This is a genomic window from Pseudonocardia yunnanensis (assembly GCF_039534065.1).
Lineage (GTDB): Bacteria > Actinomycetota > Actinomycetes > Mycobacteriales > Pseudonocardiaceae > Pseudonocardia > Pseudonocardia yunnanensis.
In genome coordinates this window covers 41947-62396 of sequence record NZ_BAAAUS010000066.1, presented here as the reverse complement: position 1 = coordinate 62396, position 20450 = coordinate 41947, and the positions used below count along the sequence as shown (strand labels likewise).

At 71.0% G+C, this 20450-nt stretch carries 20 protein-coding genes, 1 tRNA gene and 1 pseudogene; 15 read left to right on the top strand and 7 right to left on the bottom strand.

Annotated elements, in window-relative coordinates:
• The first annotated feature begins 106 nt into the window (after nt 1-106).
• The 5 genes from ABD743_RS43425 to ABD743_RS43405 all read left to right on the top strand — a co-directional run bounded on the left by ABD743_RS43425 (nt 107) and on the right by ABD743_RS43405 (nt 5404).
• Nucleotides 107-1525, top strand: coding sequence for a sensor histidine kinase (locus ABD743_RS43425; RefSeq protein ID WP_417716112.1), 1419 nt, complete (start codon nt 107-109; stop codon nt 1523-1525).
• An 80-nt stretch (nt 1526-1605) separates the two neighbouring features.
• Nucleotides 1606-2850 (top strand): S1C family serine protease, encoded by a 1245-nt coding sequence (locus ABD743_RS43420; RefSeq protein WP_344730385.1) that lies wholly within the window; start codon nt 1606-1608, stop codon nt 2848-2850.
• A 236-nt stretch (nt 2851-3086) separates the two neighbouring features.
• Nucleotides 3087-3797: a response regulator transcription factor gene (locus tag ABD743_RS43415; protein WP_344730384.1), complete on the top strand. Its 711-nt coding sequence runs from the start codon at nt 3087-3089 to the stop codon at nt 3795-3797.
• Between the two features lie 26 nt (nt 3798-3823).
• On the top strand, nt 3824-4822 hold the full coding sequence (locus ABD743_RS43410; protein WP_344730420.1) for a sensor histidine kinase: 999 nt from the start codon (nt 3824-3826) through the stop codon (nt 4820-4822).
• 93 nt (nt 4823-4915) lie between these two features.
• Nucleotides 4916-5404, top strand: coding sequence for a MogA/MoaB family molybdenum cofactor biosynthesis protein (locus ABD743_RS43405; protein ID WP_379659193.1), 489 nt, complete (start codon nt 4916-4918; stop codon nt 5402-5404).
• Nucleotides 5405-5428: 24 nt separating this feature from the next.
• Here ABD743_RS43405 and ABD743_RS43400 read toward each other — a convergent pair whose 3' ends face one another.
• Nucleotides 5429-5881 carry a hypothetical protein gene (locus tag ABD743_RS43400; RefSeq protein ID WP_344730382.1) on the bottom strand — a complete coding sequence of 151 codons (453 nt, stop codon included), beginning with the start codon at nt 5879-5881 and terminating at the stop codon, nt 5429-5431.
• Between the two features lie 36 nt (nt 5882-5917).
• Between ABD743_RS43400 and ABD743_RS43395 the strand changes: the two genes are divergently transcribed.
• Nucleotides 5918-6082: a hypothetical protein gene (locus ABD743_RS43395; RefSeq protein ID WP_344730380.1), complete on the top strand. Its 165-nt coding sequence runs from the start codon at nt 5918-5920 to the stop codon at nt 6080-6082.
• A 20-nt stretch (nt 6083-6102) separates the two neighbouring features.
• On the opposite strand, the gene mscL is transcribed toward ABD743_RS43395, so the two are convergent.
• Entirely contained in the window at nt 6103-6498 is a 396-nt protein-coding gene (mscL, locus tag ABD743_RS43390) for a large conductance mechanosensitive channel protein MscL (protein ID WP_344730378.1), read from the bottom strand.
• Nucleotides 6495-7115 (bottom strand): SAF domain-containing protein, encoded by a 621-nt coding sequence (locus ABD743_RS43385; protein WP_344730376.1) that lies wholly within the window; start codon nt 7113-7115, stop codon nt 6495-6497. Before ABD743_RS43385 ends, mscL begins: the two co-directional genes overlap by 4 nt.
• Here ABD743_RS43385 and ABD743_RS44685 point away from each other — a divergent pair.
• Nucleotides 7114-7395: a hypothetical protein gene (locus ABD743_RS44685; protein WP_425567064.1), complete on the top strand. Its 282-nt coding sequence runs from the start codon at nt 7114-7116 to the stop codon at nt 7393-7395. The genes ABD743_RS43385 and ABD743_RS44685 overlap by 2 nt on opposite strands.
• A 62-nt stretch (nt 7396-7457) precedes the next feature.
• Here the strand turns inward: ABD743_RS44685 and ABD743_RS44680 are convergent.
• Nucleotides 7458-7670 (bottom strand): annotated as a pseudogene (locus ABD743_RS44680) (FmdB family zinc ribbon protein); the annotation flags it as partial.
• Entirely contained in the window at nt 7621-8253 is a 633-nt protein-coding gene (locus ABD743_RS43375; protein ID WP_344730372.1) for a 5-formyltetrahydrofolate cyclo-ligase, read from the bottom strand. The pseudogene ABD743_RS44680 and the gene ABD743_RS43375, both read right to left, overlap by 50 nt.
• Nucleotides 8254-8289: 36 nt before the next feature.
• Here ABD743_RS43375 and ABD743_RS43370 point away from each other — a divergent pair, with 36 nt between their 5' ends.
• From ABD743_RS43370 to ABD743_RS43345, 6 genes are all read left to right on the top strand, one after another.
• Complete coding sequence (locus ABD743_RS43370) at nt 8290-9204, top strand: UTP--glucose-1-phosphate uridylyltransferase (RefSeq protein WP_344730370.1); 915 nt, start codon at nt 8290-8292, stop codon at nt 9202-9204.
• A gap of 3 nt (nt 9205-9207) precedes the next feature.
• Nucleotides 9208-10434: a molybdotransferase-like divisome protein Glp gene (glp, locus tag ABD743_RS43365; protein WP_344730368.1), complete on the top strand. Its 1227-nt coding sequence runs from the start codon at nt 9208-9210 to the stop codon at nt 10432-10434.
• Between the two features lie 7 nt (nt 10435-10441).
• A complete protein-coding gene (locus tag ABD743_RS43360) occupies nt 10442-11110 on the top strand; it encodes a GNAT family N-acetyltransferase (protein WP_344730366.1) in 669 nt (222 codons plus the stop codon).
• 209 nt (nt 11111-11319) lie between these two features.
• Entirely contained in the window at nt 11320-12441 is a 1122-nt protein-coding gene (gene sepX, locus ABD743_RS43355; protein WP_344730363.1) for a divisome protein SepX/GlpR, read from the top strand.
• A gap of 43 nt (nt 12442-12484) precedes the next feature.
• Nucleotides 12485-12557 (top strand) — tRNA-Ala (locus ABD743_RS43350).
• A 191-nt stretch (nt 12558-12748) separates the two neighbouring features.
• The gene (locus ABD743_RS43345) at nt 12749-13621 is read left to right on the top strand and encodes a DUF4097 family beta strand repeat-containing protein (RefSeq protein WP_344730361.1); all 873 of its coding nucleotides are present in this window, start codon (nt 12749-12751) and stop codon (nt 13619-13621) included.
• A 3-nt stretch (nt 13622-13624) separates the two neighbouring features.
• Here ABD743_RS43345 and ABD743_RS43340 read toward each other — a convergent pair whose 3' ends face one another.
• Nucleotides 13625-16753, bottom strand: a complete 3129-nt coding sequence (locus tag ABD743_RS43340) for an ATP-binding protein (protein ID WP_344730359.1) — start codon at nt 16751-16753, stop codon at nt 13625-13627.
• 181 nt (nt 16754-16934) lie between these two features.
• Between ABD743_RS43340 and ABD743_RS43335 the strand changes: the two genes are divergently transcribed.
• Nucleotides 16935-18161 (top strand): cytochrome P450, encoded by a 1227-nt coding sequence (locus ABD743_RS43335; RefSeq protein ID WP_344730357.1) that lies wholly within the window; start codon nt 16935-16937, stop codon nt 18159-18161.
• A 48-nt stretch (nt 18162-18209) separates the two neighbouring features.
• Here ABD743_RS43335 and ABD743_RS43330 read toward each other — a convergent pair whose 3' ends face one another.
• Nucleotides 18210-19748 carry an acyl-CoA synthetase gene (locus ABD743_RS43330; RefSeq protein WP_344730355.1) on the bottom strand — a complete coding sequence of 513 codons (1539 nt, stop codon included), beginning with the start codon at nt 19746-19748 and terminating at the stop codon, nt 18210-18212.
• Between the two features lie 131 nt (nt 19749-19879).
• Here ABD743_RS43330 and ABD743_RS43325 point away from each other — a divergent pair, with 131 nt between their 5' ends.
• Complete coding sequence (locus ABD743_RS43325; RefSeq protein ID WP_344730353.1) at nt 19880-20446, top strand: hypothetical protein; 567 nt, start codon at nt 19880-19882, stop codon at nt 20444-20446.
• The last annotated feature ends 4 nt before the right edge of the window (nt 20447-20450 follow it).

Here is a 20450-nt window from a genome sequence, read left to right as displayed (position 1 = left end):
CGCGCGGGCGTATTTCCTCGCGCTGAGCGACCGCGCACGGCCGCGCCATGCAGCCCCACGTCCGCCCGCCGACCAGCACGCGGCCGCGAACGCCCCCACTGCCCCGATGCGCCACGGCCGTCCGGACGGGTCCGTCCCGCGCATCGCGGCGCTCGACCAGGTGTCACTGCGCGCCCGCATCGGGATCCTGGCCGCGCTGGTGGCCGCGCTCGCAGTGGTGCTGGTGTCGATCGCGGCGTTCGTGACGGTGCGCGCCAACATCCTCGAGACCCTCGACGCCAACCTGCTGCAGCGCGCGTCCGCCGCCGCCCAGAGCGAGCTGGCCGACCCCCGGCAGCTGGCCACCATCCCCACCGAGGTGCTCGGCGCCGGCGACATCCGGCTCGCCCTTCTCCTCTCCGACGGACGGGCGAGCTCCGCGGAGGGCCAGGCGTCGGCACCACCGCTCGGGGTCGACGAGCTGGCGGTCGCGCAGGGCGTCGAGACATCCTCCGCCCGCACGGCGTCCGAGGACGGGATCCAGTACCGCGTGGTGGCCGTGCAGGCAGGCGCGGGGCAGGCCCTGGTGATCGCGCAGCGGCTCGACTCCACCCAGCAGGTGCTCACCAAGCTCGGCGTGGCCCTGCCGATCGTGGGCGGGATCGGCGTGGTGCTCGCCGCCTTCGCGGGCTTCTTCATCGCCAGGGCCGGGCTGCGGCCCGTGGACCGGCTCACCGCCGCCACCGAGCGAGTGGCCGCCACCGGCGAGCTGCGTCCGATCCCCGTCGAGGGTTCCGACGAGCTGGCCCGGCTCACCCGCAGCTTCAACGACATGCTCGGTGCGCTCGCCGCGTCCCAGGAACAGCAACGTCGCCTCGTTGCCGACGCCGGGCACGAGCTGCGCACGCCGCTGACCTCGATGCGCACCAACCTGGAGCTGCTCGCGGCGGCCAGCAGGCCTGGTGCGCCCACGCTCCCCGACTCCGATCGCGCAGAGATCCTCGAGGACGTGCAGGCGCAGGTGGCCGAGCTGTCCACGCTCGTCGGTGACCTCGTGGAACTGGCCCGCGACGACGTTCCCCTCGTGGTGCACGAGCCGCTGGAGCTGACCGACGTGGTGCTCCGCGCGCTGGAGAGGGCCCGGCGGCGGGCCGGGGACGTCGAGTTCGTGCCGATGCTCGTGCCGTGGACGCTCGTGGGCGACTCGACCGCGCTCGAACGGGCCGTGCTCAACCTGCTCGACAACGCGGCGAAGTGGAGCCCACCCGGGGGCCGGGTGCGGGTGCAGATGCGTCCGCTCGACGAGTGGTGGATCGTGCTCGAGGTCGCGGACGCCGGGCCCGGCATCGCCGAGGAGGACCTGCCGCGGGTCTTCGACCGCTTCTACCGCGCGGCCACGTCACGCACGATGCCGGGCTCGGGCCTCGGCCTGGCGATCGTCCGCCAGGTGGCGGTACGGCACGGTGGCGCCGTGTGGGCCGGACGCGCCCCGGAGGGCGGAGCCCTGCTGGCGGTGCGCCTGCCGGGGCGCCAACCACGCTTCTGACGGCCTCACCTCGCCGAGTTCCCCGCTGCCTCATAGGCTCGACCGTCACGAACTCGGAACTCTCGGACACGGTGGGACCAATGGCGAACGAGACCCCCGACCCCCACGCGATGCCCCCTGGGCCGCATGATCGCGTGCCGCCGGCCGGGGTGGGGGGTTACGACGCAGGGCCCACCTACCACGGTGACCCCTACACCGGCCCCTACCGTACGGCCGGCTACCCCGCGGTGAACGGGCCCGGCTACCCGCTGCCGCCGGCACCGCCGCCGCGTCGGTGGGGGACCGGCCGGCTGGTGGCGATCGGCCTGGCCGGGGTGTTGCTTGCCGGAGGTGTCGGGGGATCCGTCGGCTACACGCTCGCCGAGAGCAGGCAGACCGGTTCCAGCGGCGTGCTCGGTGCCCCGCTCCCGGAGGTCGCGGACAGCGCGCTGCCGATGGGCCCGGTGGAGGCCGTCGCCGAACGAGTGCTGCCGAGCGTGGTGCAGCTGCGCGTGGAGGGTGCCGGTTCGAGCGGCGAGGGCTCGGCGATGGTCATGAGCGCCGACGGGCTGCTGCTCACCAACAACCACGTCGTGGAACCGGCGGCGAACCGCGGCCGGGTCACCGCCGTGTTCCAGAACGGCGCCACAGCGCAGGCCGCGATCGTCGGCCGCGACCCCAGCTCCGACCTCGCACTGATCCGGGCCCAGGGCGTCACCGGGCTCACCACCGTCGAGCTGGGCAACTCCGACTCCGTGCGTGTCGGCCAGCAGGTGGTGGCGTTCGGGTCGCCGCTGGGACTGGGCGGCACGGTGACCACCGGCATCATCAGCGCGCTCAACCGTCCCGTGAGCGTGGGCGGTGACCAGGCCGCCAGCGAGGCGACCGTGCTGAACGCGCTGCAGACCGACGCCGCGATCAACCCCGGCAACTCCGGTGGACCGCTGGTGGACATGCAGGGCCGCGTGATCGGGATCAACTCCGCGATCGCCACCACCGGGGAGCAGGGCGGATCGATCGGTGTCGGCTTCTCCGTGCCGATCAACCAAGCCAAAAGGGTGGCCGAAGAGCTGGAACGCACCGGCAAGGCCTCCCGCGCGGTCCTGGGAGTGAACGTCAGCAACGACCCGCAGGTGTCGGGGGCCCGCATCCAGGGCGTGGCGCCGGGCAGCGCCGCCGAAGTCGCCGGGATCAAGGCCGGTGACCTGGTAATCGGCTTCAACGGCCAGCGCATTCTGGCGGGCGACGGCCTCCAAGCAGCGGTACGGTCTCGCGCACCGGGTGAGGTGGTTGAGATCCAGCTCGCCGATCGGTCGGTCTCCGTGACGCTCGGCGCGGCGTCCTGACAGTGACCGCTCATGTGCTCGCAGTGGTTGACGAGACCGGTGTGGGGATGATTCCGTTCCGGAAGTCCCGACTGCGGTGCCCCGCAGCCGGGACAAGTGGATCGCGTCGGCGCCGGCACCCCCTCCCAGCGCCGGCGCGATTCAGGAACTGCTGACGCTTACCGATCCGTGACGTCGTTCGCGTCCCCGCCCGCGGTCTGCTGACGCGGTTAGCCTCGTATCGTGCGGGGATTCTTGTGACCGACCAGCCGCTCGCCCTCGTCGTCGACGACGACGTGATGGTGCGGGACGTGGTGACGCGCTACCTGGACCGTTCGGGCTACCTGGTCCAGGTGGCCGGCGACGGCGAGCAGGCGATGCACGCTGTGGCCGGGCGCGTCCCCGACATCGTGATCCTCGATCTCATGCTGCCCCGCCTCGGCGGTCTGGAGGTCTGCCGGCGACTCCGCAGCGAGTCGGCCGACCTGCCCATCGTGATGCTCACCGCGCTCGGCGAGGAGGAGGATCGCGTGCTCGGCCTCGAGCTGGGCGCCGACGACTACGTCACCAAGCCGTTCAGCCCGCGGGAGCTGGTGCTGCGGGTCGCGTCGGTGCTGCGCCGGTCGCGCGAAGTGCCTGCTGCGCGTGAAGCCGAGACCGCGCACGTCAAGGACGGCGACCTGCGCGTGGACGTCCTGGGCAGACGTGCATCGCTGGGTGACCGCGCGCTGGCGCTCACCGTGCGGGAGTTCGACCTGCTGGCGTTCCTCGTGCGCCGGCCGGGCCAGGTCTTCACGCGGGCCGAGCTGCTGGAGCAGGTCTGGGGCTGGAACTTCGGCGACCAGTCCACGGTCACCGTCCACGTGCGCAGGCTGCGGGAGAAGATCGAAGCAAACCCCACGAAACCGACGCGGATCTCGACCGTCTGGGGGGTCGGTTACCGCTACGACGGACACAGTTCCCCGTGAAAGAGCAACCCCACGTCGTAGTGGCGATGGCCCTGGCGTTCTCGGTGCCGGTCGCCGCCCTCGGCGCGGTGGTGCTGCACCGGATGCGCCGCCGCTCGATCACCGCAGCGGTCACGGTGCTCGTGCTGGTGCCTGTGCTCGCTGCGCTGGTGGGCGTGATCGGCGTCAGTGGCTTCATGTACACCCCGTTGCTCGCCGGCGCCGTCGTCGTGTGCGCGGCAGTCGCCGTCGTCACCGTGCCCGCGGCGATGATGCTCGGACGGGGCATCGCCAGCGACGTCATGTGGTTGCACGAGGCGCGTGACGCCGAGCGGACGGCCGAGGCCTCGCGCCGCGAGCTGGTGGCCTGGATCAGCCACGACCTGCGCACCCCGCTCGCCGGGATCCGCGCGATGAGCGAGGCGCTCGCCGACGGCGTGGTGGCCGAGCCCGACGAGGTCGCCGACTACGCGCGCCGGATCCGCGGGGAGACCGTGCGCTTGTCGGGGATGGTCGACGACCTGTTCCAGCTTTCCCGGATCACCTCAGGTGCCCTGCAGCTGACGCTGTCCGCCGTGCCCTTGCACGACGTGGTGTCCGAGGCCGTGGCCGTCGAAGGGGTCGCCGCCGCCCGCAAGGGCGTCGTGGTGCGGGCCGATGTGCACGGCACCTGGCCCGTGGTGCGGGGCAGCGACCCCGAGCTCGCACGGGTGGTGCGCAACCTGCTCTCCAACGCGATCCGGCACACGCCGCCCGACGGCTCGGTCGTCGTCGTGGCCGGTGTCTCGGGCGACAAGGCGTGGCTGCGTGTCGACGACGCCTGCGGCGGGATTCCGGAGGAGGACCTGGACCGCGTCTTCGACGTCGCGTTCCGCGGGGTGACGGCCCGCACTCCCGAGGAGCGCTCCGGCGGGGGGCTCGGGCTCGCGATAGCCCGTGGGCTCGTCAAGGCACACGACGGTGACATTCATGCGTGCAACCACGGGCCGGGCTGCCGATTCGAGGTGTTCCTCCCGCTGGCGACCACGGCCGGCGCCGAGAGCTGAGCGGGGCCGCAGGGTCAGTAGCCGTTCCCGGTCAGTAAGCAGAAGGGGTGCCATGGCGGCCCGGTCCACACCGCTACGGTGAGCGCCATGGAGATGGCACCGCCCCAGATCGGACGAGCTCTCGTAGTGGTCGTGGACGACCGGGTGAGCCACGGGGAACGTGAGGATGCCATCGGACCTCTCGTCACGGAGTTGCTCGAGGAGGCCAAGCTGGTCGTCGACGCGGTGGTCGTGGTTCCCGGCGACCCGGTGGCGATCCGCAACGCTCTCAACACCGCAGTGATCGGTGGAGTCGACCTCGTGGTCACCGTGGGAGGCACCGGTGTCTCGCCGCGCGACGTCACCGCCGACGCCACCGCAGGAGTGCTCGACCGCCCGATCCCGGGCATCGCCGAGGCCATCCGCGCCTCCGGGCTCGCGGCGGGCGCGGTGGATGCCGGCCTGTCCCGAGGGCTCGTCGGGGTGTCGGGCAGCACTCTCGTGGTGAACCTCGCGCCGTCCCGTGCAGCCGTCCGGGACGGCATGGCCACCCTCACGCCACTGGTCGGGCACGTGATCTCGGAGCTGTCCGGGCTCGACTGAGCGCGCGGCCCGGCAGGCCGCAGGTCAGCGCTTCGGGCCAGGGATGGTGCCGGGACCAGAACCGCCGGGCTTGGTCGTGCCGGGCTCGTTGTCCGGCTTGGTGGTGTCGGGAGTGGTGGTCGCAGGCCCTCCCGCCTGTCCCGCCACATCGGACGCGGGCGGGGCGCCGACCGGGCCGCTCGGTGTGCCGGTGCCGGGCGCTGCGGTGCCCGGGGTGCGGTCGAGCGTATGGCCCAACTTCGTGCTGGCGCCCTCGATCTTCTCGTGGTAGCGGCCGCCGGTGGCCTTGTCCACCCGCGCAGCGGTGCTCTCGACGGCCTTACCGGCCATATCGGCGGCGCGGTCGAGATAGCCCGGGGTCTTCTGCCGGGCGACGCCCGACAGCTCAACCACCTTGTCGGCAGCCCTCTCCCCGAACAAGCCCAGCTTCTCGAACACGCGGTCAGCGAACTCCTTGGCCTTCTCCGTGAGTCCCATCGCCCCATAGTCGCACCAGAGATGCAGGATGGCGGAATGGAAGACGCTCCGGATCGGAAACGACGCAGACTCGACGAGGTGTTCGGGGACGTGCTGCCGACCACCACGTCGGACGAGCGGGACTCCCGCGACGAGCCGGCGTCGGCGACCAGCGACGAGGAGTTGCTCGCCAACCGGCCGCCGCACCACGATCGGGACTGACGGACCGGTGTCGGGGGTGGTCAGCTGCGCGGGCGCTCGCGGAGCAGGTCGCGGATCTCGGTGAGCAGTTCGATGTCGGTGGGGTCGGCCGGACCGGCCTCGATGCCCCGCCTGCGCCGCTCCTGGAGGGTCTTGAGCGGGTAGACGATCACGAAGTACACCACCGCGGCGACGATGATGAAGTTGACCGCAGCGGTGACGACGGCGGCGAAGTCGATGTAGGTGCTCGCCTTGCCGCCGACGAGCTGTATGCCGAAGCCGGGGCTGCTCGGCGGCGTGACCGTGTTGATCAACGGTTGGATGATGCCGTTGGTGAAGGCGGTGACGATCGACCCGAACGCCGCGCCGATCACCACGGCGACGGCAAGCTCGACGACGTTGCCGCGGAGGACGAAGTCCTTGAAACCCTTGATCACGCGCGGAGGGTAACGGCGACCTGTTCGGTGAGCGAAGCGGCCGCCACCCGTGCCGCTTGCCCCGGCGCCGTGGCGACGAGCACCAGCCGCCCGGACGTGCCGCCGTCCTCGGGCAGCACGGCCAGCACGGTGGCGGCAGCGGCGAGCACGACAGGTTCGTCGGTGCGAGCCCCGACGGTGACGACGTCGACGCGGCTGCCGGGCACGAGCATCGCCGCGACTCCGGCGTCGGCCAGGCGGACCGGTACGGCCGTGGCGCCGCCGGATCCGGCGGGGGAGAGGCCGACTCCGGCCAACCGGACGTCCGTCAGGGGCTCGCCGACGCGCGCGGCTCCGACGAGCACGCGACCGTCGGCGACCGGGATCTCAGCTACCGCGCCCGCGGGAGCGAGCGCGGCGGGCCACTGGCGGACCGCGAGGTGCTCGGCCCGCAGGGTGGAGCCCGCCGGCAGGTCGGCGGTGGTGACCACCACCGGGGTGCCGCTCGTGGCGGGCTGCGGCGCGAGGGCCAGCACGAGGGCGGCAGCGGCGAGCACCGCGGCCGCCACCCGGCGGAGCAGGGCCAGCCTGCGCCACCCCGGACGCGCCAGGAGCGTGCCGAGGCGGATCGTCGTCATGGCCCCGACGCTAGGTCGCGCCGGGCTTCACGACGGGGTGATCACCGATCCTGTGGACAACCCGGCCGGGATGTGGACAACCCGGCCCGAGGGTCAGGACGCGGCTGCGGCGGGAGTGCTGCTGGACGACGAGCTCGTGGACGAGGAGGTGCTCGACGAGCTCTCCTTGCTGCTGCTGCTCGACGAGGCGGCCGAACCGTTGGACTCGGACTTGCTCTCGCTCTTCGTCTCGGTCTTGGTCTCGGGCACCGTGGCACCCGAACGGCTGTCGGTGCGGTAGAACCCACTGCCCTTGAAAACGATGCCGACGGACGAGAACACCTTGCGCAGGCGCCCGGAACACACAGGGCAATCGGTCAGCGAGGGGTCGCTGAAGGACTGCACCGCGTCGAACCTGTGGTCGCAGGCGGTGCAGGCGTACTGGTAGGTCGGCACGTGTCCCTCCGGACTGGCACTGGACGAGCTGGCACTCGAACGCACTGAGTGCCAGCATAACCTCCGGGGATCAGCTCCTGTTCCCCAGAGGATCGCCTCCCAGCAGAGTGTGACCGGCATCGGCGAGGAGTGCGGCGGTCACCCGCCGGTCGTGCGGCTCGGCAGGCAACTCGTCCACGAGTTCGTCGTCGTTGAGCACCACCACCAGCGGCACGTCATCGGCCACCAGCGGGAGGGTGCGGTCGTAGTAGCCGCCTCCCCGGCCGAGCCTGCGGCCTCTGCGGTCTGCGGCCAGCGCGGGAACCAGCACCAGGCGGGCCGTGGCCACGGCGGCCGGGCCGAGCCGCGGCCCGGTCGGCTCCCGCAGCCCGAGCGGGCCTGCCGCGGTGGCGGCGGGGCCGTCGTACCGGGCCCAGTCCAGCGGGCCGGGCACTGGGGGCACAACCGGCAGCAGCACCTCGTGGCCGGCGGCGTGCAGGGCCGCCACCAGCTCGGGTGAGCCCGGCTCGATGCCCACCGGGAGGTAGGCACACACCGGTCCGCCGGTGGTGGCGGCCAGGTCCACCGCGCTGTGTGCCAGCGCCACCGCCCGCTCCGCCCGCACGTGGGGTGGAACGGCCCGGCGCGCGGCGAGGAGGCGCGCCCGCCACTCCACCTTCGCCGCGACGACCGCCCGTTCGGTCCGATTCGCGCGTGCCGTCACGCGGCCACGCTACCGGCGCCGATAGGCTCGCCGACCATGAGAGAGGCTTCGACCGAACCATCGGCACAAGCGGCTCGGCCGTTTCGCTCGGCCGTGGTTCCGGCCGCGGGTCTGGGCACCCGGTTCCTGCCCACGACCAAGACCGTGCCCAAGGAACTGCTGCCGGTCGTCGATACCCCGGGCATCGAGCTGGTGGCGGCAGAGGCAGCCGAGGCGGGGGCCGAGCAGCTACTGATCGTCACCTCCCCCGGCAAGGACGCGATCGCGGCGCACTTCGCCGACTCCTCCGAGCTGGAGAAGGAGCTCCAGGCCCGGGGCAAGGAGAAGCTGATCGCGAAGGTCCGCCGCGCCCACGAGCTGATCACCGTGCGTACCGTCACGCAGGACGAACCGAAGGGCCTCGGCCACGCGGTCGGCTGCGCACGCGACGCGATCGGTGACGACGAGGAGGCCTTCGCCGTCCTGCTGCCCGACGACCTGGTCCTGCCCACGGGCGTGCTCGCGAAGATGGCGAAGGTGCGCGAGCAGCACGGGGGGAGCGTGCTGTGCGCGTTCGACGTGCCCCGCGAGCAGATCTCGGCCTACGGCGTGTTCGAGGTCACCGACACCGCCGATGACGACGTCAAACGCGTGCACGGGATGGTCGAGAAGCCGGCACCGGACGAGGCACCCTCGACCTACGCCGCCGCCGGACGGTACTTGTTGGACCGGACGATCTTCGACGCGCTCGACCGGATCACGCCGGGTGCAGGAGGTGAGCTTCAACTCACCGACGCCGTCGCGCTGCTGATCTCCGAAGGGCACCCTGTTCACGTGGTGGTTCATCGAGGGGGACGGCATGACCTTGGCAACCCGGGCGGTTACGCGCGGGCGTTCGTGGACTTCGCGCTGGAGGATCCGGACTACGGTCCCGACCTGCGCGCGTGGCTGGCTGCACGCCTGAACGGCTGACCCGTGCGATCGGTCGACGAGCAGCTCGAGCGGGTGCTGGCCAGTGCGGTCAAGCCGGCGCCCGTCCGGGTGGCGATCTCCGAGGCGCACGGGCTGCGGTGCGCGGAGGAGGTCGTCACGGCACGGCCGCTGCCCGGCTTCGACCAGGCTGCGATCGACGGCTACGCCGTGCGCAGCGTCGACCTGGCCGGGGCGACCGAGATGGAGCCGGTCACTCTGCCTGTGGTGGGAGAGATCCCGGCCGGGTCGCGGCAGCCGCTGCGTCTGCAGCCGAGGCAGGCCGTGCGGGTCACGGCGGGGGCGCCGCTGCCCACACTGGCCGACGCGGTTGTCCCGGTCGGCTACACCGACGCGGGCAGCGCTCGCCTCACCGTGCACCAGGGCGTGCCGTCGGCCGCGTTCGTGCGACGGGTCGGGGAGGACGTGCAGCCCGGTGACGTCGCCGTGCGCCGGGACGCGGTGATCGGGTCGGCCCAGGTTGCCCTGCTCGCCGCCGCCGGGCGCGACAAGGTGCTCGTGCACCCCAAGCCGCGGGTCTCGGTGATCTCCGTGGGCGACGAACTCGTGGACCTGGCTCGCACCCCGGGCGCCGGGCAGGTGGCCGACGTGTGCTCGCACGCCCTCACCGCGGCCGCCCGCGAGGCCGGGGCGGAGACGTCGAGGGCCGGTCTCGTCCGCGGCGACGCCCGCGAGATCGCCGCCGCCATCCAGGGGCGGCTCCCGTTCAGCGACGTCATCGTCGTGTGCGGGGCAGTCGGCGGCAGCGCGGGTGCGGAGGTCCACGCCGCGTTCGCCGATCTCGGAGACCTGGACACCACCCGCGTCGCGATGCATCCCGGTTCCTCCCAGGGGTTCGGCCGGCTCGGGGCAGAGGGCGTTCCGACCTTCCTTTTCCCGTCGTACCCGGCCACCGCGCTCCTCCTGTTCGAGGTGCTGGTACGCCCGCTGCTGCGCCTCGCTCTCGGCCGTACCGACCCGCACCGGCGTCTGCTCTCGGCCCGGCTCACCTCGCCCGTCAGCTCCCCATCGGGGCGCCGCGGCTACCTTCGCGGGCGGTTGCTGCGCGAGCAGGCCACCGGCGAGTACCTCGTGCAGCCGCTCGGCACGTCCGGAACGCACCTGCTGTCGTCGATCTCCGAGGCCAATGGGTTGATCGTCTTGCCGGAGAACGTCACTGAGGCCACAGTGGACGAGGTGGTCAGCGTGGCGTTCCTGCCGGCCCCCGCCTGAGTCGGCGATGGCCCATGCCTACCCGGCGCCGATCGCGGGGCGCCACCCCGGTTGGCCTGCCTCGCTCGGTGGCCTCCGGGTCTCCGCCGGTGTGGTGGCGCTGCGGCCTGTGCGTCTGCGCGACGGCAGGACGTGGTCGGCCATCCGGATCCGCGACGAGCGATATCTCGCGCCGTGGGAACCCAGCATGCCGGGCGGATGGGCCCAGCGACACGCCGCGAGCGAGTGGCCGGCACGGTGGCTACAGCTACGCGGGGCCGGCCGGAGAGGGGCCGTGCTGCCGTTCGCGATCACCCTCGACGGGCGGTTCGTCGGGCAGGTGATGGTCGGCAACGTCGTGCGCGAGCCGCTGCTCTCGGCCTACGTGGGCTACTGGGTCGACTCCTCCGTGGCCGGCCGCGGTGTCACCACGGCCGCGGTGGCACTCGTGGTGGACCACTGCTTCGGCCGGGTCGGGCTGCACCGGCTGGAAGCGACCGTGCGGCCGGAGAACCTCGCGAGTATCCGCGTGCTGGAGAAGTTGGGCTTCCGCAAGGAGGGGCTGTTCCGGCGCTACCTCGACGTCGACAGCGCATGGCGCGACCACTATTGCTACGCGCTCACCGTGGAGGATCTCGAGAAGACGGGCGGCCTGACCACCCGGCTCGTGGTGGAGGGCCGGGCCGAAAGGGTCTGACCACACTCCGCGACCATTCCCGCCGGTTTCCCGCCTCACAATAGTCACAACTGTCACAGCGACCACCTCCTGCTCAGCAGTGATGTCGTCCCTTACGGCGCGTCGCCGCCCGTCGCCCGCTCCCGCTCACTACCGTTGCCGTTTGGGGTGCGATTCCGGCCGGGGAGACCGGGATCGCGACCGGACTGCGCCGTGGGGAGGAAGCAGCCGTGCCGAGCTCGATGATTTTCGCGAGCCTGGTCGTCCTGTGGTTGCTGATCCTCGTCCCTGCGGTCGCCCGACGCCGCCAGGAGGTGGCGCGCCCGACCGTGGCGGCGCTCTCCGGCCGGGTTCTCGAGCGGCCTCGGCGGCCACATGGTCCGGATATGGGCAGCGAACTGGAGGTGGACGTGGACGAGGACGTGGACCAGGTGGACGAGGGGCACCCCACGGCGACTCGGACCGACCACGACGACAACGACGACCGGCACGACGACCGGGACGACATCGACGACCGGAACGCCGGTGGGCGCGACGACAGGCACGGCGAGGCCTGCGGCGACGACCGTGACGACCGCCTCGACGACCACGGCGCCGACGACGCCGACGACTACGACGGCCCCGAGTCCCGCGACGACCATGAGGCGGACGACGACGACCCCGGAGTCCGCGACGACGACGGGTGGGAGCGGCCGCCGCCGCGGTATCGGCCCGGTCGTGGTGGGTTCGATCCCGAGGCGGCCGCGGTCGCCGCCAAGGCTCGTTACGCCTTCCGGCAGCGGGTCGTGCTCTCGATGCTGATCGTCGCCATCCTCAGTGGAGTGATCGCGGCCATCGCCGTTCCCGGTGCCTGGTGGCTGCACGGCGCTGTCGACGTCCTTCTCATCGGGTACCTGATCTATCTGCGCCGCCAGGTGCGGCTGGAGGAAGCGATCCGGGAGCGCCGAGCCTCGCGGATGGCGGGTACGCGGCGTCCGCGGGCGGCCGACGACCCCGACCTCGACGAGTGGGCCCGTAGGGGTCGCGAGGCCACCCGTCGGCCGGCAGACGACCGGTACGACGAGGACGGCTACGAGGACGAGGGCTACGAGGCCGACGGCTACGACGCCGATCACGACGACGACGCTGATCCCGATGACGACGACCACGGCCGGGAACGGCGGGAGCGGGTGCGCGGTGAGTCATCCGTCGACGCCGTGGAGGGCGAGCCCGCGCTGCCCCGGTTACGCCCGGCTCCGCCTCCGCCGCTCCCGGCAGGCACGGCACTGGTCGAGGCCACCGAGGACGACCCCGAGCTGCACGATCTCGCCGGCCCGGCCCGACGTGACTACCGGCATGCGGTGGGCGAATGACCGACTGGTAGGCTTTGAACGTCCGGCGGGAACGGCGGACGCCGGGGCTGTGGCGCAGTTGGTAGCGCGACTCGTTCGCATCGAGTAGGTCAGGGGTTCGATTCCCCTCAGCTCCACCGAGAATTCGATTCTTACGATATGCAGAGAAACCCTCTCGCTCACAACACGAGCGAGGGGGTTTTTGCTGTGGTGCTCCGGCCGATCAGGTAGTCACCAGTTGGCTGCGCCCGCCGTGTCAGGAGGCGTGTCAGGATTCGTGTCAGGTCGAGGGCAGGTCGGTGTCAGGCCGGCCGATGACAGTAGTCGCATGACAACTTCAGCGATTACAGCTTCGGCACTCCGGAAGCCCTACGAGTTCGCCACGCCAGGGCCCGTCGCCGCGACCGTGGAGGTCGCGGGAGCTCAGGTGCGGGTCACCGCGAGCGACCGGCCCGACACCGTGGTGCTGGTCGAGCCCATCGACGAGGCGAACCGGTCGGATGTCAAGGTCGCCGACAGGACCAAGGTCGAATTCGCCGACGGTCGGCTGTCGGTCAAGACGACCGTCTCCGGGAGCAAGAACGGGTCGGTCGCCATCACGATCGACCTGCCCACCGGCTCCGACCTGGCTGTGTACCTGGCGTACTCGGCCGTGCAGGCTGACGGCTCCTTGGGCGAGTGCGAGCTGCACATGGCATCGGGTCGGGTCCAGATGGATCGCATCGACGCGCTGCAGGCGAGCATCGCGTCCGGTGAGGTCACGATCGGCCACATCGCCGGGCCTGCCAACATCGACGGCGGGACGATCGCGATGCGGATCGGCGAGGTCGAGGGTGCGGTCGGGTTCTCGACCTCGGGCGGGCACGCCTGGATCGGCCACGCCCGCGCCGACCTCGATCTCAGCAGCAGCAGCTGTGACTTCGACATCGACCGCGCCGACGGCAGCGTCACCGCCACCCAGGCCGGCGGTGCCGTCCGGATCGGCCGGATGACGCACGGTCGGGCGAAGCTGATCAGCGGCTCGGGAAACATCGAGATCGGCATCAGCGAGGGCACCGCTGCCTCCATCGACGCCAACAGTGATCGAGGGGCGGTGCACAACTTCGTTTCGCAGGGAAACGCCGGACCGTCGGACGACAAGGTCATGGTCCACGCCCGCACGCGGCACGGCGACATCGTCATCCAGCGCGCAGCAATCTGACCCTCACGAAGCGAGCGTGACCTCGACCAGCTCGGACCAGCTCGTCTGCGTACCCTCCAGCGTCACCTCGGCGAACCGTGCTTCGCCGAGGTGACGCCGCGCGTCCCGTTCGATCCTGGCCTCGTCCGGGCGGGAGCGGTCCGGCAGTCCGCGTATGGCGACGCCGGCCGCGAGTAACCGCGCCGCCTGTTCGTACTGGCCGTGACGAACTGCCAGGTCCGCGATCCCGACGAGGATCTGGGCGATCAAGAACGCGTGTCCCGCCTCGGTCGCCGCCTGCCAGGCGGCGACGCGGTGGGTACGGGCCTCACGGAGATCGTCGGACAGGTAGCCGAGCACGTCGTGAATCGCCGCGCGGATGCTCGCGTGCTCCGCGTCGTCGCCCAGGTAGGTCGTCGCGACGCCGACCTGACGGCGGGCCTCCTCGGCGTCACCGCCCCAGCGTGCGAGCTCCGCCTTGGCCCGCGCCACGTCGACCAGTGCGTACGGCCAGGTGACACCTTCGGCGCTCCGCTCGGCCTCGGCGATGGCGTCCGCGCTGGAGCCCCTGTCACCGTCGAGCCAGTACAGCAGGGCCTGGCGGGTCCGCAGGCTGATGACATCCTCGATGGCACCGACCTCGGTGACGACGGCGACGGCCTGTTCGTAACGCTCGCAGGCACCGGCGAACTCGCCACGTTTGGCGAGGTGGTCACCCAGCTCGGACAGGGCTATCGATATCCCGAACCGTTCGCCGAGTGCCCGGAACTCGGCCAGCGCCATCTCCAGGTGCGTCTCCGCGTCCTGCGCGCCCTGCCCGATGATGATCAACATCTTGCCGACCTGCCAGCGGGACAGTGCGCGTACCCAGGGGTCTTCGCTGTCCAGTAACGACTCGAACGCGGACACTGCGGAGTCCGGCGCCCGCAGCATGTGTTCGAGCGGGACCACCAGGTCCAACACAGGGTTGTGGTGCTGACTGAGCCGCCCGAACCGGTACGCCTTGTGAATCCATTCCGCGCCCTGGTGTTCGCCGCCCGGCCCGGAGGTCACGAAGAGCACCACCATCGCGTACGCCATGGCCCGGACGTCATCGGTCACCTCGCCGGGGATGTCGGTGGCCGCGATCATCAGCTCGATGCCCTCGGCCCGGCGCCCGCCGAGCCACCAGTACCAGCCGGCGGCTGCCGCGAGCCGCATCGCCCCCTGCGCCTCACCGGCCGCGAGCGCACCGCGCATCGCGGCACTGATGTTGTCGTGCTCGGCCTCGAGCGCGGCGAGCCATTCCAACTGCTCGGCGCGGCGCAGATGTGGCTCCGCGGTCTCGCCGAGTTCGGTGAAGTACGCGAGGTGCGCGTGGCGGGCCAGATCCGATTCCCCCACCTCCGCGAGCCGCTGGCCGGCGTACTCCTTGATCGTGCCGAGCATCCGGTAGCGCGGTGCGCCCTCGCCCTCGGTGAGCAGCAGCGATTTCTCGGCCAGCGCGGTCAGCAACTCGAGTACCTGCTCCGCCTCGACCGCATCGCCTGCGCAGACGCGCTCGGCCGCTTCCAGGCTCGCGCCGCCGGTGAACACGGAGAGCCTGCGCAGGACCATCCGCTCGGCGTCGGTGAGCAATTCCCAGCTCCAGTCGACCACCGCGCGCAGCGTCTTGTGCCGCGGCAACGCGGTACGGCTGCCGCTGGTGAGCACGCGGAACCGGTCGTCGAGCCGGTGGGCGAGCTGATCGATGGACATGGTGCGCAAGCTGGCCGCGGCCAGTTCGATCGCCAGCGGCATCCCGTCCAGCGTCCGGCAGACGCGCACCATCGTCGACAACGTGTGGTCGTCGGCCGCGAGATCCTTGCGCGCCGCGCCTGCCCGGTCCCGCAGCAGCTGGACGGCCGGCGAGGACTCGATCTCGCCGGGGCCGGCGTCCGCCTCCGGCACGGCCAGCGGCTCGACCGGCCACAGCGACTCACCGGTGATGCCGAGCGGTTCCCTGCTCGTCGCCAGTATCCGCAGCCGCCGGCACTCGCCGAGCACTCGATGGGCGAACTCCGCCGCCGACTCGATCACGTGCTCGCAGTTGTCCAGGATCAGCAGCGCCTCCCGATCCCGGATCGCGGCGATGAGGCGGTCCGTCAGCTCCGCGTTCGGTGCGCCGCCGAGCAGAGCATCCCGGAGGCCGAGTGCGGCGAGCGTCGACTGCGCCACGTCACCGTCCGCGCCGATGGCTGCCAGTTCCACCAGCCAGACCCCGTCCGGCAGGTCGCCGAGCAGCGTGCGCGCGGTTTCCGTGGCCAGCCTGGTCTTCCCCGAGCCGCCCGGTCCGATCAGGGTGGTGAGTCGATGCCCGGCGATGAGTTCGCGGACCGCGGTGACATCAGCGTCCTTGCCGACGTAGCTGGTCAGCTCGGCCCGCAGATTGGTCTTGCGGTTCTCCTCCCGCCGTCCCAACTCGCCCCGCAGCAGCGCGACGTGCAACTCCGACAGCTCCGGTGAGGGGTCGACGCCCAGCGTGTCGGCCAGGGTTTCCCTCGTGCGCTGGTACACGAGCAGCGCCTCGGTGTCGCGACCGGTCGCAACGAGGGCACGCATCAACGCGGCGACGAGCCGTTCTCGTACCGGGTGCGCGGCCACCAAGTCGGTCAGTTCCGTGACCAGCTTCGCACCGTGGCCGAGGCTGATCTCCGCATCGAACTGATCCTCCATGGCGGTCAGGCGTAGTCCCTCGAGCCGGGTGGCCGCGGCGTCGAAAGCTTCACTGTCCTGCAAACCGACGTCCTGCATGGCCGCACCGCGCCACAGTGCGAGAGCCTCGCGCAGCCGCCGTGGATCGTCGTCATTGCGGGCCTGGCTGACGAGGCGTTCGAACCGCACGGCGTCGACAGCGTCGGGTTCCACCGCCAACCGGTAGCCGTTCGTCTGCCCCTCGACCACACCTCCCGGCAGCGCCTTCCGCAGCCGGGAAGCCAAGCGTTGCAAGGCATTCGCCGCATCGGTGGGCGGGCGCTCACCCCAGATCCAATCGACGAGCGTTGCCTTCGGGACCACGTGACCTGGTTCGAGCGCGAGGGCGATCAACAGTGCGCGCAACCGGGCGCCCGGCACGTCGGCCAGGATGCCGTCATCCGTGCGGACCTCGAATGATCCAAGCATCCCGATCTGCACTCGGCAGATCTTGCCACGGGTGATCGGCCGGTCTCCGACTGCTGACGCGGCGTAGAGGGTTGCCGATGCATGGCCTCCAGGACCGCCATGTCTCCGGCGTGGTCGGTGTCAGAGCCGTGTCAGTCGTGTGTCAGGTCCGTCGGCGAAGGTGATCACAACAGCCGCCACGAAAGGAAATTCGATGAGTCAGACGGTTCCCATCCCGAACGGCCTCCTGACGGAGCGCGACGCGGGCCCCTTCGACCCGCCTCGCCAGATCACCCGGCTGCGTGAGGCTCGCCCGGTCAGCCCCATGGTCTTCCCCGACGGGCACGAGGGCTGGATCGTCACCGGCTACGACGCGGTCCGCCGGCTCATGGCCGACACCCGGTTCAGCTCCCGTCAGGACATCGGCGTTCTCCACGAGCCGACCGAGATCCCCGGCATGCCCACCTTCACCGAACCGTCCCCGCAGCAGCCGGGCCTGTTCATCAGCATGGATCCGCCGGACCACACCCGGCTGCGGAAGAAGCTCATCGGCGCCTTCACCGTCAAGCGCATGAAGCAGCTCGAAGAGCACATCATCGACATCGTCGAGCGGCAACTGGACGAACTGGCGCGCCTTACCCCGCCGGTCGATCTGGTCAAGGAGTTCGCGTTGCCGGTGCCGTCGCTGGTGATCTGCGAAATGCTCGGTGTGCCCTACGCGGACCGGGAGAACTTCCAGGTCAACACCGCCAGGTTCCTGAACACGGAATTGCCGTTCGAGGAGAAGATCGCCGCGTTCACCGAACTGTCCACGTACCTCGCCGAACTGGTCACGCGCAAACGCGCCGAGCCTGGCGAGGACATCCTGTCCGACCTGGCCCGCCATGACGACCTCAGCATCGAGGAGCTGACCGGCGTCGCCTTCCTGCTCCTGCTCGCGGGCCACGAGACCACCGCCAACATGCTCGGTCTGGGCACCTTCGCGCTCTTGGAGCACCCCGAGCAGTTGGCCGAACTACGCGCCAACCCCGATCTGATGCCCGGCGCGGTCGAGGAACTTCTGCGCTACCTGTCCATTGCCGACATCTTCTTTCGCTACGCCGTGGACGACATCGAACTCGGCGGCGAAACAATCGGCAAGGGATCGACCGTCATCGTCTCGCTGCTGGCCGCCAACCGCGACCCCGAGCGCTTCGAGAACCCCGACACCCTGGACGTGCGCCGCGAGGCCCGCGGTCACCTGTCCTTCGGCCACGGCATCCATCAATGCCTCGGCCAGCAGCTGGCCCGCATCGAGATGCGCGCCGGTTTCGCCGGCCTGCTGCGTCGCTTCCCGACCCTCCAGCTCGCCATTCCCGCCGGCGAGGTGAAACTCAGGACCAACATGCGGATCTACGGCGTCCACGAACTGCCGGTCACCTGGACGGAAACGGCCCGGTAGAAATCGCCGGCCGAGCGCAACACCGTCGAGCCGGAACGCTGGTCGGCCTCAGGGCGTCAGTGCGTATTTCTCGCGTAGCTTGTGCTTGCGCATCTTGCCGGTGGCGGCCCGAGGGAGCTCGGCGACGAAGTCGATCCGGCGTGGCACCTTGTAGTGCGCGATGCGCTCCCGCAGGTAGGTGAGCAGCGCTCGTTCGAGGTCCGGCCCGGTGGTGACACCGGGGGCCGGCTGGACGACGGCCACCACCTGCTCGCCCATGTCGGGGTCGGGCAGGCCGAAGACCGCGAGATCGAGGACCGCGGGATGGAGGGTCAGGGCGTCCTCCACCTCCTGCGGGTAGATGTTCACCCCGCCCGAGATGATCGTGAAGTCCGTGCGGTCGGTGAGGAACAGGAAGCCGTCCTCGTCGACGTACCCGATATCGCCCGTGGTGCCCCAGTTGTCGTGGTGCGGGTGCCGCGCCTGCCGCGTTCTCTCGGGGTCGTTGTGGTAGGCGAACGGGAACTGGTTCCGCTCGAAGTACACGAGTCCGACCTGGCCCGGCGGTAGCTCGTTGCCGTGGTCATCGCACACGTGCAGGACGCCGAGCACCGCCCGGCCGACCGATCCCGGCTTGTGCGGCCAGGTGGCCGAGTCGATCATCGTGAGGCCGAGGCCTTCGCTGCCGGAGTAGTACTCCTCGAGGATCGGGCCCCACCACTCGATCATCTTCCGCTTGACCTCCACCGCGCACGGTGCCGCGGCGTGGACGGCGACACGGTGCGAGGACAGGTCGTGGGCGAGCCGTTTCTCGTCGGGGAGCTTGAGCATCCGGACGAACATCGTCGGCACCCACTGGCTGTGCGTCACGCGGTAGCGCTCGATCGCCTCCAGCGCGGCGGCGGCGTCGAAGCGAGGCATGACGACGACGGTGCCCCCGACCTCGTGCACCATTCCGGTGAAGCGCATGGGTGCGGTGTGGTACAGCGGGGCGGGGGAGAGATAGACGGTGTCGGCGTCGATGCCGTAGCGCTCGCCGAACAGCCTGCGCACCGGGTTGCGGTGCCGGTCCACCTGCTCGCCGGGCAAGGGCATGGTGATGCCCTTCGGCCGTCCCGTGGTGCCGGACGAGTAGAGCAGTTCGGCGCCGCGCGGCTGGTCGGGAAGCGGTTCCGGCGGGACGGCGGCGATGGCTGCGGACACCTCGGTGTGCGCGTGGAGTGGTCCGCCGACGGCGAGCCGGAACGTGACGCGCGGTGTCCGATCGAGCAGTTCGGCAGCGACCTCGCCGAACGTCGTCGAGACGACCAGTGCCTGCGCCCCGCAGTCGCCCACGATGTGGGCGATCTCGGGCGTCGTCAGATGGTGGTCGATCGGGGTGAAGTACAGCCCGCTGCGCATCGCGGCCCAGTACACGACGTGGAACTCGGCCATGTTCTCGGCGAGGAGCGCGACACTGTCGCCCGTCCGCAGACCGGCATCGCGGAACGCGCGCGCCAGCCGGGTGGAGCGCTCGTCGAGTTCGGCGTAGGTCAGAACAGCCCCGCTGTCCGACATGACCACGGCGGCCTTGTCGGGGGTGCGGGCGGCGAACGTTCCGGGGAACAACGTGCTCCTCCTCGGACGCGGGAACAGTCAATCCTGACCGTCTGTGGCGCTAAGCTACCGGCGGCAGCCATCACCGCCACGGGTGGGCCGTCCGACAGGACGTCGGCAGCGAAATCAGGCACGATGCCGCGGTGCCGAGACTGCGCCGTGCCGTGATCCTCGCCGTTCTCGCCGTGATCGTGGGCGGGCTCGCCGTGCTGGCCGTGATGGATCCGTTTCACCTCCGCCACGCCCGCTGGTTCACCTCAGGGCTGGTCCTGCTGGCGATCCTGCTGGTGACGGCCGCGTTCGCCATCGTCGTCCGGGGCATCGGGCGGGCCCTCGTGCTGGCGCTGGGCGCGGTCGCGGTTCTCGGCTGGGTGACCGTGGTGTGGCTGGCGTCGCAGGTGGCAGGCGTCGACCGTGAGGTGTCGCAGGTGGCCGACGGTGGGCGGCGCCTGGTCGTGGTCGAAGGCGCGCCATATGCCATCGACCCCATCTACGCCGTGGTGATCCGGTCGGGCAGCGGGCCGTTCGAGCAGGAGTCGGTGGTGTACCAGGGGGTCGAGCAGGCGCCTGCGCCCAGCGGGGTGCGGTTCGTCGACTCGGACACCGTCGAGGTGCGCACCAGCGGCGGGTGCCTGTACCGCTCGGAGGTCGAGGCGGTGACGCTCGCCGTCGACCCGGTGCACCGGCCGCTGCGGGCCGACGGCTGCTGAGCCG

Bases quoted from the DNA above. Each gene is read 5' to 3' on its own strand.
- ABD743_RS43345 (WP_344730361.1), top strand. From the start codon at position 12,749: ATGACAACTTCAGCGATTACAGCTTCGGCACTCCGGAAGCCCTACGAG.
- ABD743_RS43420 (WP_344730385.1), top strand. From the start codon at position 1,606: ATGGCGAACGAGACCCCCGACCCCCACGCGATGCCCCCTGGGCCGCAT.
- ABD743_RS43370 (WP_344730370.1), top strand. From the start codon at position 8,290: ATGAGAGAGGCTTCGACCGAACCATCGGCACAAGCGGCTCGGCCGTTT.
- ABD743_RS43405 (WP_379659193.1), top strand. From the start codon at position 4,916: ATGGCACCGCCCCAGATCGGACGAGCTCTCGTAGTGGTCGTGGACGAC.
- ABD743_RS43400 (WP_344730382.1), bottom strand. From the start codon at position 5,881: ATGGGACTCACGGAGAAGGCCAAGGAGTTCGCTGACCGCGTGTTCGAG.
- ABD743_RS43360 (WP_344730366.1), top strand. From the start codon at position 10,442: ATGGCCCATGCCTACCCGGCGCCGATCGCGGGGCGCCACCCCGGTTGG.
- ABD743_RS43335 (WP_344730357.1), top strand. From the start codon at position 16,935: ATGAGTCAGACGGTTCCCATCCCGAACGGCCTCCTGACGGAGCGCGAC.
- ABD743_RS43425 (WP_417716112.1), top strand. From the start codon at position 107: ATGCGCCACGGCCGTCCGGACGGGTCCGTCCCGCGCATCGCGGCGCTC.
- ABD743_RS43385 (WP_344730376.1), bottom strand. From the start codon at position 7,115: ATGACGACGATCCGCCTCGGCACGCTCCTGGCGCGTCCGGGGTGGCGC.
- ABD743_RS44685 (WP_425567064.1), top strand. From the start codon at position 7,114: ATGGCCCCGACGCTAGGTCGCGCCGGGCTTCACGACGGGGTGATCACC.
- ABD743_RS43395 (WP_344730380.1), top strand. From the start codon at position 5,918: ATGGAAGACGCTCCGGATCGGAAACGACGCAGACTCGACGAGGTGTTC.
- ABD743_RS43410 (WP_344730420.1), top strand. From the start codon at position 3,824: ATGGCCCTGGCGTTCTCGGTGCCGGTCGCCGCCCTCGGCGCGGTGGTG.